The organism is Variovorax sp. AC103 (assembly GCF_979254005.1).
In genome coordinates this window covers 1-15,416 of record NZ_CEEDFC010000006.1, presented here as the reverse complement: position 1 = coordinate 15,416, position 15,416 = coordinate 1, and the positions used below count along the sequence as shown (strand labels likewise).

The 15,416-nt window shown below is 67.4% G+C and carries 13 protein-coding genes; 12 read left to right on the top strand and 1 reads right to left on the bottom strand.

What is annotated here, in order from left to right; genetic code table 11:
* The first annotated feature begins 4 nt into the window (after window positions 1-4).
* Both AC0IYU_RS10535 and AC0IYU_RS10530 read left to right on the top strand, forming a co-directional pair.
* The gene (locus AC0IYU_RS10535; RefSeq protein WP_472116207.1) at window positions 5-1,375 is read left to right on the top strand and encodes an alpha/beta fold hydrolase; all 1,371 of its coding nucleotides are present in this window, start codon (window positions 5-7) and stop codon (window positions 1,373-1,375) included.
* 9 nt (window positions 1,376-1,384) lie between these two features.
* Window positions 1,385-2,173, top strand: a complete 789-nt coding sequence (locus AC0IYU_RS10530; RefSeq protein ID WP_472116204.1) for an enoyl-CoA hydratase — start codon at window positions 1,385-1,387, stop codon at window positions 2,171-2,173.
* Between the two features lie 6 nt (window positions 2,174-2,179).
* Here AC0IYU_RS10530 and AC0IYU_RS10525 read toward each other — a convergent pair whose 3' ends face one another.
* Window positions 2,180-2,740 (bottom strand): HNH endonuclease, encoded by a 561-nt coding sequence (locus AC0IYU_RS10525; RefSeq protein ID WP_093440106.1) that lies wholly within the window; start codon window positions 2,738-2,740, stop codon window positions 2,180-2,182.
* Window positions 2,741-2,907: 167 nt separating this feature from the next.
* Between AC0IYU_RS10525 and AC0IYU_RS10520 the strand changes: the two genes are divergently transcribed.
* The 10 genes from AC0IYU_RS10520 (at window position 2,908) to AC0IYU_RS10475 (ending at window position 15,010) form a co-directional block, all read left to right on the top strand.
* The gene (locus tag AC0IYU_RS10520) at window positions 2,908-3,945 is read left to right on the top strand and encodes a bifunctional riboflavin kinase/FAD synthetase (RefSeq protein ID WP_472116199.1); all 1,038 of its coding nucleotides are present in this window, start codon (window positions 2,908-2,910) and stop codon (window positions 3,943-3,945) included.
* A 135-nt stretch (window positions 3,946-4,080) separates the two neighbouring features.
* Window positions 4,081-6,930 carry an isoleucine--tRNA ligase gene (gene ileS / locus AC0IYU_RS10515; protein WP_472116196.1) on the top strand — a complete coding sequence of 950 codons (2,850 nt, stop codon included), beginning with the start codon at window positions 4,081-4,083 and terminating at the stop codon, window positions 6,928-6,930.
* Window positions 6,930-7,442: a signal peptidase II gene (lspA, locus tag AC0IYU_RS10510; protein ID WP_472116193.1), complete on the top strand. Its 513-nt coding sequence runs from the start codon at window positions 6,930-6,932 to the stop codon at window positions 7,440-7,442. The genes ileS and lspA overlap by 1 nt, the downstream gene beginning before the upstream one ends.
* A 164-nt stretch (window positions 7,443-7,606) precedes the next feature.
* Window positions 7,607-8,626, top strand: coding sequence for a LacI family DNA-binding transcriptional regulator (locus tag AC0IYU_RS10505; RefSeq protein WP_472116190.1), 1,020 nt, complete (start codon window positions 7,607-7,609; stop codon window positions 8,624-8,626).
* Between the two features lie 55 nt (window positions 8,627-8,681).
* Window positions 8,682-9,692 (top strand): ABC transporter substrate-binding protein, encoded by a 1,011-nt coding sequence (locus AC0IYU_RS10500; protein ID WP_472116187.1) that lies wholly within the window; start codon window positions 8,682-8,684, stop codon window positions 9,690-9,692.
* Between the two features lie 15 nt (window positions 9,693-9,707).
* Entirely contained in the window at window positions 9,708-10,556 is an 849-nt protein-coding gene (locus tag AC0IYU_RS10495; RefSeq protein ID WP_472116184.1) for an ABC transporter permease, read from the top strand.
* Window positions 10,557-10,575: 19 nt separating this feature from the next.
* On the top strand, window positions 10,576-11,376 hold the full coding sequence (locus AC0IYU_RS10490; protein ID WP_472116182.1) for an ABC transporter permease: 801 nt from the start codon (window positions 10,576-10,578) through the stop codon (window positions 11,374-11,376).
* On the top strand, window positions 11,366-12,427 hold the full coding sequence (locus tag AC0IYU_RS10485) for an ABC transporter ATP-binding protein (protein ID WP_472116179.1): 1,062 nt from the start codon (window positions 11,366-11,368) through the stop codon (window positions 12,425-12,427). The genes AC0IYU_RS10490 and AC0IYU_RS10485 overlap by 11 nt, the downstream gene beginning before the upstream one ends.
* Window positions 12,424-13,284 carry a phosphodiesterase gene (locus AC0IYU_RS10480; protein ID WP_435482915.1) on the top strand — a complete coding sequence of 287 codons (861 nt, stop codon included), beginning with the start codon at window positions 12,424-12,426 and terminating at the stop codon, window positions 13,282-13,284. The genes AC0IYU_RS10485 and AC0IYU_RS10480 overlap by 4 nt, the downstream gene beginning before the upstream one ends.
* Window positions 13,285-13,348: 64 nt before the next feature.
* Window positions 13,349-15,010 carry a Na/Pi cotransporter family protein gene (locus tag AC0IYU_RS10475; protein WP_435440625.1) on the top strand — a complete coding sequence of 554 codons (1,662 nt, stop codon included), beginning with the start codon at window positions 13,349-13,351 and terminating at the stop codon, window positions 15,008-15,010.
* Window positions 15,011-15,416 lie beyond the last annotated feature (406 nt).

Here is a 15,416-nt window from a genome sequence, read left to right as displayed (position 1 = left end):
AAACATGCAGTCCCGTCGCACCCTCCTTGCCATGGCCGTCGTCACGACCTCCGCAATCGCCGCCGCCACCATGCTCACCGCCTGCGCCACCTCCCCGTCGCCGTCGTACACCGAACGCCCGCCCGTCGTGTTCGTGCACGGCAACGGCGATTCGGCCGCGCTCTGGCAAACGACGATCTGGCGCTTCGAGTCGAACGGCTGGCCGGGCGACCGGCTCTTCGCGTTCGACCAGCCCAACCCGCTGGCGCGCGACGACGATGCCGTGGCCCAGGCCGGGCGCAGTTCGACGGCCGATTCGGCCGTGTTCCTCAAGGCCCAGGTCGACCAGGTGCTCAAGGCCACGGGTGCCAGCAAGGTGGTGCTGGTCGGCAATTCGCGCGGCGGCAACACCATTCGCAACTACGTGCAGAACGGCGGCGGCGCGGCCGTGGTGAGCCACGTGGTGCTGGGCGGCAACCCGGCGCACGGTATATGGGCGGTGAAGGGTTTCCGCGAGAACAACGAGTTCTCCGGGCTCTCGGGCTTCATGCAGCAGCTCAATGCGCCGAAGGGGCCCAACGGCGAAGAGGTCACGCCGGGCGTGAAATGGATGACCCTGCGCTCCGACAACAATGACAAGTACGCCCAGCCCGACGGCGTGTGGATCGGCGCGCCGGGCAAGCCGACGAACATCGGCTTCGACGGGCCGGCGCTCAAGGGCGCGACCAACGTCGTGCTGCCGCGCGTGGACCACCGCGAGACCTCGTTCTCGCCCGCCGCGTTCGCCGCGACGTGGCAGTTCCTGACGGGCCAGGCACCGCGCAGCACCGACATCGCCTTGCAGCCGCACGTGGTGCTCGACGGCCGCGCGATCGGCGCCGAGAACCTGGCGCTGAACGGTGCGCAAGTGACCGTCCATGCGGTCGACCCGGCCACCGGCGTGCGGCGCGGCGAAGCCGTCCACACCCAGTCCGTGGGCGCCGACGGCCGCTGGGGGCCTTTCAAGGCACGCAGCGACACGAGCTATGAATTCGTCCTGGCAGCGCCCGGCTACGGCACCACGCACATCTACCGCAGCCCGTTTCCGCGCAGCGGCAACTTCGTGCATCTGCGGCCCGAACGCGTCACGCCGGCAGACAACGGCGCGAGCTCGGTCGTGGTGTTCACCCGTCCGCGCGGCTACTTCGACGCCCAGCGCGACACCCTGCGCTTCGACGGCAAGAGCCCGCCGGCCGGCGTGCCCCCCAAGGGGGCTGGCGTGTCGACCTCCCGGCTGCGCCTGGAAGGCGGCGGTGCGCCGCGCGCGGTGACCGGCGAGTTCAACGGCGAGCGCATCACGGGCCTCACATGGCCGGCCGCAAACGAACACACGACCGTGCTCGAACTCACCTACTGAGGCATCGCCATGAACGACACCGGCGCTCCCTTCGTGCTGCAGTCACGCGACGACCGCGGCGTGGTCACGCTCACGCTGAATCGGCCATCGTCTTTCAATGCCCTGTCGGAAGGCATGCTCGGCGCGCTGGAACAGGCGCTCGGCGAGGTGGCGGCCGACGAGAGCGTGCGCGCCGTCGTCATTGCAGCGGCGGGCAAGGCCTTCTGCGCGGGCCACGACCTGAAGGAGATGCGCGCCGAACCGTCGCTCGGCTACTACCAGCGGCTGTTCGAGCGCTGCGGCGCGATGATGCTGTCGATCCAGAAGCTTCCGGTGCCGGTGATCGCCCGCGTGCACGGCATTGCGACGGCGGCGGGCTGCCAGCTGGTGGCGGTGTGCGACCTGGCCGTGGCATCGAGCGACGCGCGGTTCGCGGTCAGCGGCGTGAACATGGGCCTCTTCTGCGCCACGCCCAGCGTCACGCTGTCGCGCAACCTGGGGCGCAAGGAGGCCTTCGAGATGCTGGTGACGGGCGAGTTCATCGGTGCGCAGGAAGCCCGCGACAAGGGGCTGGTCAACCGGGTGGCGCCGCCTGCGGAACTCGATGCGGCCGTCGAATCGCTGGTGGCCAGCATCGTCGCCAAGCCACGCCGGGCGCTGGCTCTGGGCAAGGCCCTGTTCTACCGCCAGCTCGAAACCGGCATCGAGGCCGCGCTGGCCGACGCCAGCCAGACCATGGCCTGCAACATGATGGACGAGAGCGCGCTCGAAGGCGTGCAGGCCTTCATCGAGAAGCGCCCACCGGCCTGGAAACGCTGAAGCCAGCTAGCTGTCGTGCAGCCGCGAGCTTTGCGGCAGGTGCGCCATCAGAAATTCCATCTGGTCCGCCAGGATGCGGCGGTTGCGCAGGATGAAATCTTCCCAGAGGCTGGGCACGTAGGGCGCGTACAGCAGCGGCATGTTCGCCTGCTCGGGCGTGCGGCTGCTCTTGCGGTGGTTGCAGGGCTTGCAGGCCGTGACCACGTTCATCCAGGTGTCGATGCCCTTCTGGGCAAAGGGAATGATGTGCTCGCGGGTGAGTTCGTCTTCGTGGAAATGGCCGCCGCAGTAGGCGCAGACGTTGCGGTCGCGCGAGAAGAGCTTGCTGTTGGTCAGCCCCGGCCGCTGGGTGAAGGGATTGATGCGCGGCACGCCCTTGGTGCCGATGATGCTGTTGATCGCGATCTGCGACTGCTCGCCCGTGACCGCGTTGTGGCCGCCACGAAACACCGCCACCTGCGCGCCCACTTCCCAGCGAACTTCGTCCGCCGCGTAGTGGATCACCGCCTGTTCAAGCGATATCCATGACTGGGGCAGCCCTTGGGCCGACAGCTTCAAGACCTTCACCAACGTCTCCTCAAAAAAGGGAAGAACCACGGAAAGACCAGGGACACGGAGCGCATTGCAGACTCACGCCGGACAACGCACTGCGTCACAATATACCGGCTTTGTGACAAATCGGCCTGATTCGCCCAATTGGCGGGCGAAAGGCGCTATCAAAAAGATACTCACCGATGCAGGTTTTTCGCGGCTTCCGGCACCCGGGCGTGGCCCCTGCTTGCGCTCTTACCATTGGCAATTTCGACGGCGTGCACCGTGGCCACCAGGCCATGCTCGCGCTGCTGCAGACCGAGGCCCGCCAGCGCGGGCTGCCGAGCTGCGTGCTCACTTTCGAGCCGCATCCGCGCGACTATTTCGCGGCCATCACCAAGAAACCCGACCTGGCGCCGGCGCGCATCGGCACGCTGCGCGACAAGCTCAGCGAACTGGCGGCCTGCGGGGTGGCGCAGACCATCGTGCTGCCGTTCGACGGCCGGCTGGCCACCCAGTCGCCGGAGGAATTCATCCAGAACGTGCTGCTCGACGGCCTGGGCGCGCGCTACGTGCTGGTAGGTGACGACTTCCGCTTCGGCGCCAGGCGGGCGGGCGACTACGCCATGCTCGACGCGGCCGGCGGCGCGCAAGGCTTCGACGTCGCGCGCATGAACAGCTACGAGGTCCATGGCCTGCGCGTGTCCAGTTCGGCGGTGCGCGAGGCGCTGGCCGAAGGCCGCATGGCCGACGCCCACACCCTGCTCGGGCGGCCGTACACCATCTCGGGCCACGTGGTCCACGGCCGCAAGCTCGGCCGCGCGCTGGGTGCCTCGTCGCCTGGCCAGGACGACGGATTTCGCACCCTCAACCTGCGATTCAAGCACTGGAAACCAGCGGCCAGCGGCATCTTCGCGGTGCTGGTGCACGGCCTGGCCGAGCAGCCCCTGCCGGGCGTGGCCAACCTGGGCGTGCGCCCATCGCTGGACGCCAATGACGTCAACGGCGGGCGGGTGCTGCTCGAAACCCATTGCCTGGAGTGGCCCTCCCATCTCGGGAGCGAAGGGGCCTACGGTAAAATCGTCCGCGTGGAACTGCTGCACAAACTGCACGACGAATTGCGCTACACCAGCCTCGAGGCCCTCACTGCGGGCATCGCGAAGGATGGGCGCGACGCACGTGCGTTCTTTGCATCGACCCACGCAGAAACCCACCGCCAGACCACGCGCGATCGAATTTAGCCCTGCACGCACCGTGCTGCCGCCCTTCGACAAGCTCAGGGCGAACGGCTTTATCTTCCGCACCGACACGCTCCTTTTTTCCCGGGCAGTTCGGGCCGAGCCTGTCGGAGCCCCCCTGTTTCGCCGTACCCCACCATGTCTGACGCTGCTTCCCCCAAAGATTACCGTTCCACGCTGAACCTGCCCGACACCCCCTTCCCGATGCGCGGCGACCTGCCCAAGCGCGAACCGGGCTGGGTGAAGGAGTGGAACGACGAAGGCCGCTACCACCGCCTGCGCGACGCCCGCCACGGCGCGCCCAAGTTCATCCTGCACGACGGCCCGCCGTACGCCAACGGCCAGATCCACATGGGTCACGCCGTGAACAAGATCCTGAAGGACATGATCACCAAGGCGCGCCAGCTCGAAGGCTTCGACGCGCTCTACGTGCCCGGCTGGGACTGCCACGGCCTACCGATCGAGAACGCCATCGAAAAGCAGTTCGGCCGCAACCTGAGCCGCGACGAGATGCAGGCCAAGAGCCGTGCCTTCGCCACGGAGCAGATCGCCCAGCAGATGGTCGACTTCCAGCGCCTGGGCGTGCTGGGCGAATGGGACCATCCGTACAAGACCATGGACTTCGCCAATGAAGCCGGCGAGCTGCGCGCGTTCAAGCGCGTGATCGAACGCGGCTTCGTGTACCGCGGCCTGAAGCCCGTGTACTGGTGCTTCGACTGCGGCTCCTCGCTGGCCGAGTTCGAAATCGAATACGCCGACAAGAAGAGCCAGACCATCGACGTGGCCTTCAAGGCGCACGAGCGCGAGAAGGTGCTCGAGGCCTTCGGCACCGACCACACCATCCTCGGCGACATCTTCGCCGTGATCTGGACCACCACCGCGTGGACCATCCCGGCCAACCAGGCGATCAACCTCAACCCCGAGATCGAGTACTCGCTGGTCGACACCGAGCGCGGCCTGCTGATCCTGGCCAACTCGCTGGTCGAGATGTGCATGACGCGCTATGCGCTGGACGGCAAGGTGCTGGCCACCGTCAAGGGCGAGCAGCTCGGCGGCCTCGAATTCGAGCACCCGCTGTATGACGTGGATGCCGGCTACCAGCGCCTGTCGCCGGTGTACCTGGCCGACTACGCCACCGCCACCGACGGCACCGGCCTCGTGCACTCCTCGCCCGCCTACGGCGTGGACGACTTCAACTCCTGCGTGGCGCACGGCGTGGCGTACGACGACATCCTGAACCCGGTGCAGGGCAACGGCAGCTACGCACCCGACTTCCCGCTGTTCGGCGGCCAGAACATCTGGAAGGCCGTGCCGGTGATCATCGCCGCGCTGCGCGACGCCAACCGCCTGCTGACCACCGAGACCATCACCCACAGCTACCCGCACTGCTGGCGCCACAAGACGCCGGTGATCTATCGCGCGGCAGCCCAGTGGTTCATCCGCATGGACGAGGGTGAAGGCGTGTTCACCAAGGACAAGGCGCCCAAGACGCTGCGCCAGACCGCGCTCGACGCCATCGAGCAGACCAGCTTCTATCCGGAGAACGGCAAGGCGCGCCTGCACGACATGATCGCCGGGCGGCCCGACTGGTGCATCAGCCGCCAGCGCAGCTGGGGCGTGCCGATCCCGTTCTTCCTGCACAAGGATTCGGGCGAGCTGCATCCGCGCACCATGGAAATCCTCGACCAGGCCGCCGACATCGTCGAGAAGGGCGGCATCGAGGCCTGGAGCCGCGTGACGGTCGAAGAGATCCTGGGCGCCGAAGATGCGCCGAGCTACACCAAGAGCACCGACATCCTGGAGGTGTGGTTCGACTCGGGCTCGACCTTCTATCACGTGCTGCGCGGCACGCACCCCACGGTGCACCACGAGACCGGACCCGAAGCCGACCTGTACCTCGAAGGCCACGACCAGCACCGCGGCTGGTTCCATTCGTCGCTGCTGATCGCCTGCGCCCTGGAAGACCGCGCGCCGTACCGCGGCCTGCTCACGCACGGCTTCACGGTGGATTCCAAGGGAATCAAGATGAGCAAGTCGCTCAAGAACGGCATCGACCCGCAGGAAATCAGCAGCAAGCTGGGCGCGGAAATCATCCGCCTGTGGGTGGCTGCGAGCGACTATTCGGGCGACATCGCGGGCGACGACAAGATCCTGGCGCGCGTGGTCGATGCGTACCGCCGCATCCGCAACACGCTGCGCTTCCTGATGGCCAACACCAGCGACTTCGACATCGCGAAGGACGCGGTGCCGCTCGACCAGCTGTTCGAGATCGACCGCTACGCCATGGCGCGCGCGGCGAAGTTCCAGGCCGAGATCCTCGCGCACTACAAGGTGTACGAGTTCCATCCCGTGGTGGCCAAGCTGCAGATCTACTGCTCGGAAGACCTGGGCGGCTTCTACCTCGACATCCTGAAGGACCGGCTCTACACGTCGGCACCGGGTTCGCTGGCCCGTCGCAGCGCGCAGACGGCGCTCTGGCACATCTCGCAAGCCATGCTGCGCTGGATGGCGCCGTTCCTGAGCTTCACGGCCGAAGAGGCCTGGAAGTTCGTGGGCACCGGCAAGCCGGGCGAATCGATCTTCACGCAGACCTACAGCCAGTTCGACGCCCCTGACGAGGCGCTGCTCGCCAAGTGGGGCCGCATCCGCGAGATCCGCGATGCGGTGAACAAGGACATCGAGGCGGTGCGCGCCGAAGGCAAGGTGGGTTCTTCGCTGCAGGCCGACCTGCAGGTGACGGCGCCGGCCGACGACTTCGCGCTGCTGGGCTCGCTGGGCGAGGACCTGAAGTTCGTCTTCATCACCTCGGCCATCGCGTTGGCCACGGGTGAAACGCTGGCGACGGTGGTCACGCCGAGCACCGCGCAGAAGTGCGAGCGCTGCTGGCACTACCGCGACGACGTGGGCGTGGACGCTGCGCACCCGACGATCTGCGGGCGTTGCACGAGCAACCTGTTCGGCGCCGGCGAATCGCGGAGCTTTGCCTGATGGCCGCCGCACGCTCCATGTCGGCATCGCGCTCGCGCGCCGGCAGCATCTGGCCCTGGCTCGGGCTGGCGCTGATCATCGTGATCATCGACCAGTTCACCAAGACGCTGATCCTGGGCTACTACAAGCTCGGTGACGCGACCTACGTGACGAGCTTCTTCAATGTCGTGCGCGCGCACAACACGGGGGCCGCCTTTTCGTTCCTCGCCGATCACTCGGGGTGGCAGCGCTGGTTCTTCACGGCCATCGGCGTGGCCGCGGCGATCTTCATCGTGTGGATGCTTCGCTCGCACGCGGGGCAGAAGCTGTTCTCGTTTTCGATGGCCTGCATCCTGGGCGGCGCCATTGGCAACGTGGTCGACCGGATGATGCACGGCTACGTCGTGGACTTTCTGAGCTTTCACCTGGGCAACTGGTATTTCCCGGCGTTCAATGCGGCGGACAGCGCCATCACGCTGGGGGCGATCTGCCTGATCGTCGACGAGATCCGGCGGGTGCGCCGGGGCAAGTAAGCAAGTTTCTCAAGGGGCCCACGGGCCCCTTCTTCTTTTGGGGGTCGCGCCACCTTCGCCAGGTGCCGAGGGTTTGTCCCCGCTTCAAGGCTGTCATCGCAAAGTCATACTGCCGCGGTCCAATGTAATCGATTACATGAACACCGATCACTGACTTTCGCACGATGAGCATCCAAGCCGTAGCCGCCAAAGCGGGGGTCTCCGTGGCCACCGTGTCGCGGGCCTTCAATTTCCCCGACAAGGTGACGCCCGCCACGCGCGAGCTGGTGGAGCGCGTGGCGCGCGAGCTCAACTACCTGCCCAATGCCAGCGCACGCACCTTGCGCACCCAGCGCAGCCGCGTGCTCGGCGTGGTGCTGCCCACGCTGCTGAACCCGACCTTCGCCGAGTGCCTGCAGGGCATTGCGCGCGCCGCCGTCGCGGGCGGCTACGCAATCATTCCCGTCACCACCGGCTACCGGCTCGACGAGGAAGAGCGCGCCGTGCACCTGCTGCTGGCGGGCAACGTCGACGGGCTGATCCTCGTGGTGTCGAACCCCTCCACATCGGCCACCCTGCCCCGTCTGCAGGCCGCGGGCGTGCCCTATGTGCTGGCCTACAACCGCCACCCCGACCATCCGTGCGTGTCGGTCGACAGCGAAGGCGCCGTGGCCGATGCGGTGACGCGGCTCGTGCTGCTGGGCCACCGGCGCATCGCGATGGTCAGCGGCACGCTGGCCGCGTCGGACCGCGCGCAGCAGCGCTACCGCGGCTACCAGCGGGGCATGGCGGAAGCCGGCCTCGAGGCGCCGGCGCTCGTCGAGGTGCCCTTCGTCGAAACCGCCGTCGATGCCCTTTCCCGCCAGCTGCAGATGCGCAACCGCCCCACCGCCCTCGTCTGCTCGAACGACCTGCTGGCCATTCGCAGCATCCGCGCCGCGCACCTCAGCGGCCTGTCGGTGCCCGACGACCTGAGCGTGGTCGGCTTCGACGGCATTGCGCTGTGCGAAGACCTCACGCCCGCGCTCACCACCATCGCGCAACCCAACAGCGACATCGGCCGCCACAGCGTCGAGTTGCTGATGCAGGCCATGGCCGGCGGCACCGCGCTGCGGGCCGATGCCAGCCTGCTGCTGCCCCATGCCTTCCGAGACGGCGAGTCGTGCGCTTGCGCGCGCGAAGACAACAACGCCGCAGTGTCCTGACCTGACCCCCCTCTGTCCCTCGTCCTCCGACCACACCCCTCCAAGGAGCTCCCGCATGTCTCTTCGCCTCCAACGATTCGCCCGCCTCGGCGTGCTGGCCGCGGCATTCGCCGCCGGCGGCGCCATGGCACAGACCGCCATTTGCTACAACTGCCCCACCGAGTGGGCCGACTGGGGCACGCAGCTCAAGGCCATCAAGGCCAAGACCGGCGTCACCGTGCCGGCCGACAACAAGAACTCGGGCCAGTCGCTCGCGCAGCTGACGGCCGAAAAGGCCAGCCCCATCGCCGACGTGACCTACCTCGGCGTGACCTTCGCGGTGCAGGCCGCGAAGGACGGCCTGGTCGAGCCCTACAAGCCCGCCGCCTGGAAAGACATTCCCGACGGCCTGAAGGACCCGGCCGGCAACTGGTTCACCATCCACTCGGGCACGCTCGGCTTCATGGTCAACGTCGACGCGCTCAAGGGCAAGCCGGTTCCCAAGTCGTGGGCTGACCTGCTCAAGCCCGAATACAAGGGCCTGATCGGCTACCTCGACCCGGCCTCGGCCTTCGTGGGCTATGTCGGCGCGGTCGCCGTGAACGAAGCGCGCGGCGGCACGCTGGACAACTTCACGCCGGCCATCGACTACTTCAAGGCACTGCAGAAGAACGAGCCCATCGTGCCCAAGCAGACCTCGTACGCACGCGTGCTGTCGGGTGAAATCGCGATCCTGCTCGACTACGACTTCAACGCCTACCGCGCCAAGTACAAGGACAAGGCCAACGTCGCCTTCGTCATTCCGAGCGAAGGCACGCTGGCGGTGCCCTACGTGATGAGCCTGGTCGCCAAGGCTCCGCACGCGGCCGATGCGAAGAAGGTGCTCGACTTCACGCTGTCCGACGAAGGCCAGGCCATCTGGGCCAAGGCCTACCTGCGGCCGGTGCGCGCCAGCGCCATGCCCAAGGACATCGAGGCGCAGTTCCTGCCCGCCAGCGAATACGCCCGCGCCAAGAGCGTGGACTACGGCCGCATGGCGGCTGCGCAGCGCGCCTTCTCCGACCAGTACCTGAAGGAAGTGCGCTGAGTCGCGCCGCATGAGATGACGCAAGCCGCCACCTCCAACGCGTCCAACGCATCCAACGCCTGGGACCCGCGCTGGCGGCTGCTGGCCTGCGTCGCTCCCGCGGCCGCTTTCTTCGCGGCCTTCTGGCTGCTGCCGGTGGTGCGCCTGCTGACGCTGCCGGCCGACAAGGGCTGGGCCACCTACTTCGCCGTACTGACCGATTCGCGCTACCTCACGAGCATGGCCAACACCGTCGCGCTCTCGGTGGCCGTGACCTTGACCACGCTGGTGCTGGGCGCGGCGGTAGGCATCTACCTCGCGCGCCACACGTTCGCCGGCAAGCGCATGCTGCTGTCGCTGCTCACGCTGCCGCTGTCGTTCCCGGGCGTGATCATCGGCTTCTTCGTGATCCTGCTGGGCGGGCGGCAGGGCGTGGTGGCCGACCTGAGCGACAGCCTGATCGGCCAACGCATCACCTTCGCCTACGGCCTGCTCGGGCTGTTCCTGGCCTACCTGTATTTCTCGTTGCCGCGCGCCATCGCCACCTACGCCGCCGCGGCCGAGTCGATGAACACGCAGCTCGAGGAGGCCGCGCGTTCGCTCGGTGCATCGCGCCTGCGCGTGGCGCGCGACGTGTGGATGCCCGAACTCGCACCCACCACCCTGGCCTGCGGCGCCATCCTGTTCGCCACCTCCATGGGCGCCTTCGGCACGGCCTTCACGCTGGCCAGCAAGTTCGAGGTGATCCCCATCACCATCTACAACGAGTTCACCAACTACGCCAACTTCGCGCTCGCCGCGTCGCTGTCGATCTCGCTGGGCATCGTGACCTGGCTGGTGCTGTTCGTGGCGCGCCGCTTCGGCGCGAACCCCGTTGCACGCTGAACGCCGAAGCCCACGCACCATGCGAAACAACACACACGCCAAGGCGCCCTTCCTGCTGGCCGTCACGGTCATCGTGAGCCTGTTCATGATCTCGCCGATGCTGCTGTCGGTCATGGCGGGCCTCGTCAACAACTACAGCGTCGGACTGAAAAGCGGCCTCACCCTGCGCTGGCTCGCCGAGGTGTGGGAGAACTACGGCGGCACCGTCGGCTGGTCGATCGCACTGGCCGTAGCCTGCGTGGCGGGCACCGTGCTGCTGGGCGTGCCCTGCGCCTATGCGCTGGCGCGCAGCCGCTCGCGCGCGGCGCGCATCTTCGAAGAACTGCTGACGCTGCCCGTCGCGGTGCCGGGCCTGGCCACGGCACTCGCCCTGATCCTCGCCTACGGCCAACTCACCGCCTTTCGCCAGAGCTTCGCGTTCATCCTCGTGGGCCACATGATCTTCACGCTGCCCTTCATGGTGCGCACCGTGAGCTCGGCCTTCCAGCGCGACGACCTGCTCGCGCTGGAAGAGGCCGCGCGCTCGCTGGGCGCCAACTTTCGCCAGCGCTTCATGGGCATCCTGGTGCCGGCCGTGTTCCCTGCCATCGTGGCCGGCAGCCTGATGGTGTTCACGCTGTCGGTGGGCGAGTTCAACCTCACCTGGATGCTGCACACGCCGCTCACGCGCACCCTGCCCGTGGGCCTGGCCGACAGCTACGCCTCGATGCGCATCGAGATCGGATCGGCCTACACGCTGGTCTTCTTCGCCGTCATTCTTCCGGTGCTGTGGGGCCTGCAGTACCTTGCCAACCTGATGCAGAAACGCCATGGAACTTGAACGCATCCCTATCGACATTTCGAACTGCGCAAAGACCTATGCCGACGGCACGCGCGGCCTGCAACCCACCAACCTGCGGGTGGAAGCCGGCGAGGTGCTGGCCCTGCTCGGCCCCTCGGGCTGCGGCAAGACCACGCTGCTGCGGCTGATCGCCGGGCTGGAGACGCCCGACGCGGGCACCCGCATCGTGTTCGGCGACCAGGACGTGACGCAGCGCCCGGTCGAGCACCGCGGCGTGGGCATGGTGTTCCAGAGCTACGCGCTCTTTCCGCAGATGACGGTGGCGGCCAACATCGGCTACGGGCTTCGCATTCGCGGCGTGTCGCCCGCCGAAGAGAAGCGCAGCGTGGGCGAACTGGTCGACCTGGTGCGCCTGGGCGGGCTGGAGAACAAGCGCCCCGCCGAACTCTCCGGCGGCCAACGGCAGCGCGTGGCGCTGGCGCGTGCCGTGGCCGTGCGCCCGCGCGTGCTGCTGCTCGACGAGCCGCTGGCCGCGCTGGACGCCAAGCTCAAGGAGTCGCTGCGCGACGAACTGGCCGAGCTGCTGCGCCGCCTGCACATCACCGCCATTCACGTCACGCATGACCAGCAAGAGGCGCTGGCCATTGCCGACCGCCTCGCGGTGATGCGCGCCGGGCGCATCGTGCAGGTGGGGCGCGGCGAAGACCTGTACCGCGCACCGGCGCACCCCTTCGTTGCCGAGTTCCTGGGCCGGGTCAACCGGCTGGAGCGCGCTGCCGACGCCGTCGCGCAGGGCGTTGTCCGACTCGGAGGGTCAAACCTTCCCTGCCCGGGCGCGTGGCAAAGCCATGCGACCCTGCTGGTGCGGCCTGAAGACATCGAGGTCGGCGCACAGCAGCCAGGCTGGGGCGCCGCCACCGTCGAACGCCGCACCTTCCTCGGCGACCGCGTGCAGCTGCACCTGCGCCTGCAAGACCAGCCGGTGCTCGTGGCCGACGTCGGTCGCGACAATCCTTTCGCCCCGGGCGACGCGGTGGGTCTGCGCATCCACCCCGAGCGGCTGATGACATCGCAGGAAACCAGCGCATGACGACAACAACGAACAACAAGCTCACCGTCCTGGTCCAGCTGACCGACCTGCACATCCGCGAGCCGGGCCGGCTGGCCTACGGCCGCATCGACACGGCACCGTACCTCGAACGCGCGGTGCAGTCGGTGCTGGCCCTGCGCCAGCCGCCCGACGCGGTGGTTGTCACCGGCGACCTGACCGACTTCGGCCGTGCCGCCGAGTACGAGCACCTTGCCCGCCTGCTCGCCCCGCTGACCATGCCGGTGTACCTGCTGCCCGGCAACCACGACGACCGCGACCAGCTGCGCCGCAGCTTTCCCGGCCATGCGTACCTGGGCACCGGCGCCGAGACCGGCGGCTTCATCCAGTATTCGGTGCGCGTCGGTCCGCTGCGGCTGCTGACCCTGGACACCTGCGTGCCCGGTGCGAGCCATGGATCGCTGTGCGACCAGCGACTGGCCTGGCTCGAAGCCCAGCTCGACGCCAGCCGCGACGAGCCCGTGGTGGTCGCCATGCACCACCCGCCGTTCCAGACGCTGATCGGCCACATGGACGAGATCGGCCTGCTGCAGGGTGCCGAGGCGCTAGAGGCGCTGCTCTCGCGCTACACGAACGTCGAGCGCGTGATCTGCGGCCACCTGCACCGCGCCATCGACGTGCGCTTCGGCGGCACCATCGCCTCGACGTCGCCGGCGCAGGCTCATCAGGTGTGCCTCGACCTGGCGAGCGACGCGCCCTCGGCCTGGACGCTGGAGCCGCCCGCCTTCCGGGTGCATGCATGGTCCCCTGCCGGTCGACGGCTGGTGACCCATCTGGCGGCCTCTGGGAGCTTCGAAGGCCCTTATCCTTTCCACGACAACGGAGCGCTGATCGACTGAAACGCGTACTGGTGGAAAATGGGGTCAAAACGAACCAAAACGAAAAGGATAGAACCCGACACCCATGAAGCATCTCCTGAATCTGCTCGCGGCCATTGCCTTGCTGGTGTGGGGTACGCAACTCGTTCGAACCGGCGTGCTGCGCGTCTTCGGCGCCAACCTGCGCAAGATCCTCGTGCAGAGCATGCGCAACCGGTTCACGGCCGCCCTGTCGGGCATCGGCGTGACCGCGCTGGTGCAGTCCAGCACCGCCACCTCCCTCATGACCTCGTCCTTCGTCGGGCAGGGCCTGGTCACGCTGCCTGCGGCGCTGGCGGTGATGCGGGGCGCGGACGTGGGCACGGCGCTGATATCGGTGCTGTTCTCGGCCGACCTCTCATGGCTGTCGCCGATGTTCATCTTCGTGGGCGTGGTGCTGTTCATCACGCGCGCGGACACGGTGGCCGGCCGCGTGGGCCGGGTGCTGATCGGCCTGGGGCTGATGCTGCTGGCCCTGCAACTGGTGGTCGAAGCCACCGAGCCCCTGTTCTCCTCGCCGGCCGTGCGCGCGCTGCTCTCGTCGATCAACAGCGACGTGCTGCTGGAGATCACCATCGGCTCGGTGCTGGCCATCGTGGCCTATTCGAGCCTGGCGGTGGTGCTGCTGGTCGCGGCCATGGCGACCTCGAACGTGGTGCCCCTTGACGTGGCCCTGGGCCTGGTGCTCGGTGCCAACCTCGGCAGCGGCCTGCTGGCGGTGCTGACCACCGCCAAGGCGAGCGTCGCGGTGCGGCAGGTGACCATCGGCAACCTGCTCTTCAAGGCGCTGGGCGTGGCCCTGGTCGCGCCCTTCATCGGCCTGTGGATCCGCTACGTGCAGCCCGAGCTGCCCAACCAGACGCATGGCGTGGTGCTGTTCCACCTGGCGTTCAACGTGGTGATCAGCGTGGGCTTCATCGGCCTCACGCAGTGGGTGGCCAAGCTGGTCACCCGGATGCTGCCGACGCCGCAGCAACCCGCGGGTACCAGCCGGCCGCATCACCTCGACCCGTCCGCCTTGTCGACGCCGTCGCTGGCCATTTCGAACGCTGCGCGCGAAGCGCTGCACCAGGCCGACATCGTGGAGACCATGCTCATCGGCGTGCTCGACGTGATCCGCAACAACGACACGCGGCTGTCGCAGGAGCTGCGGCAGCTCGACGACACGGTGGACGAGCTGTACTCGGCCATCAAGTACTACATGACGCGCATCTCGCGCGAGGCGCTGGGCGAAGAGGAAAGCCGGCGCTGGACCGACATCATCAGCTTCACGATCAACATGGAGCAGATCGGCGACATCATCGAACGCGTGATCATCGACGTGGAAGACAAGAAGATCAAGCCGCAGCGCAACTTCTCGCAAGCCGGCATGGCCGAGATCGTCGAGCTGCATGGCCGGCTGGTGGCCAACCTGCGGCTGAGCATGAGCGTGTTCCTGAACGGCAACGTGCGCGACGCGCAGAAGCTACTGGAAGAAAAGGCGCGCTTCCGCGACCTGGAGCGGGCCTATGCCACGACCCACCTGGACCGGCTGTCGGACCGAACCACGCTGAGCATCGAGACCAGCTCGCTGCACATCGACCTGATCAGCGATTTGAAGCGAATCAATTCGCACATTTGCTCTATTGCTTATCCGATTCTTGAGTCGGCTGGGGCGTTGGCGCCTAGTCGGCTGCGGGAATCTCGGCTTGGGAAGATTGAGGGATAGGTTTGGGTTTCGGGGCCGGGTCTCGCCCCGGCGGGCGACTTACTTTCTTTGCTTCGCCAAAGAAAGTAAGCAAAGAAAGGCGACCCCTACTGGCTGCGTCCCTTCGCTTCGCTGCGGGCAACCTGCGGTGCTCACGTTTCGCGGGGTCTCGCCCAAACTCGCTTCGCTCAGACAAGGGCGAGCCCTGATCCGCGAAACGCTGCGCTCCTCGGCGCATCCAGAAGGGGTTGGAGAAACGGACAGGCCATCGCTGCGCTCGGCTCCGAACAGCCAACAACCAAAACCGACACCCAATACCAACCGTCGCAGGCGCGAAGCGCCAGCGACGGCTTGGTGGCCGAGCGAAGCAAAGGCCCGGGTGGTCTCCACCCCCTCTGGCTGCGCCGAGGAGCGCAGCGTTTCGCGG

What these genes read in the sequence shown, in the direction of transcription:
- AC0IYU_RS10535 (WP_472116207.1), top strand. Translation starts at nt 5, where the DNA reads ATGCAGTCCCGTCGCACCCTCCTTGCCATGGCCGTCGTCACGACCTCC.
- AC0IYU_RS10530 (WP_472116204.1), top strand. Translation starts at nt 1,385, where the DNA reads ATGAACGACACCGGCGCTCCCTTCGTGCTGCAGTCACGCGACGACCGC.
- AC0IYU_RS10520 (WP_472116199.1), top strand. Translation starts at nt 2,908, where the DNA reads ATGCAGGTTTTTCGCGGCTTCCGGCACCCGGGCGTGGCCCCTGCTTGC.
- ileS (WP_472116196.1), top strand. Translation starts at nt 4,081, where the DNA reads ATGTCTGACGCTGCTTCCCCCAAAGATTACCGTTCCACGCTGAACCTG.
- lspA (WP_472116193.1), top strand. Translation starts at nt 6,930, where the DNA reads ATGGCCGCCGCACGCTCCATGTCGGCATCGCGCTCGCGCGCCGGCAGC.
- AC0IYU_RS10505 (WP_472116190.1), top strand. Translation starts at nt 7,607, where the DNA reads ATGAGCATCCAAGCCGTAGCCGCCAAAGCGGGGGTCTCCGTGGCCACC.
- AC0IYU_RS10500 (WP_472116187.1), top strand. Translation starts at nt 8,682, where the DNA reads ATGTCTCTTCGCCTCCAACGATTCGCCCGCCTCGGCGTGCTGGCCGCG.
- AC0IYU_RS10495 (WP_472116184.1), top strand. Translation starts at nt 9,708, where the DNA reads ATGACGCAAGCCGCCACCTCCAACGCGTCCAACGCATCCAACGCCTGG.
- AC0IYU_RS10490 (WP_472116182.1), top strand. Translation starts at nt 10,576, where the DNA reads ATGCGAAACAACACACACGCCAAGGCGCCCTTCCTGCTGGCCGTCACG.
- AC0IYU_RS10485 (WP_472116179.1), top strand. Translation starts at nt 11,366, where the DNA reads ATGGAACTTGAACGCATCCCTATCGACATTTCGAACTGCGCAAAGACC.
- AC0IYU_RS10480 (WP_435482915.1), top strand. Translation starts at nt 12,424, where the DNA reads ATGACGACAACAACGAACAACAAGCTCACCGTCCTGGTCCAGCTGACC.
- AC0IYU_RS10475 (WP_435440625.1), top strand. Translation starts at nt 13,349, where the DNA reads ATGAAGCATCTCCTGAATCTGCTCGCGGCCATTGCCTTGCTGGTGTGG.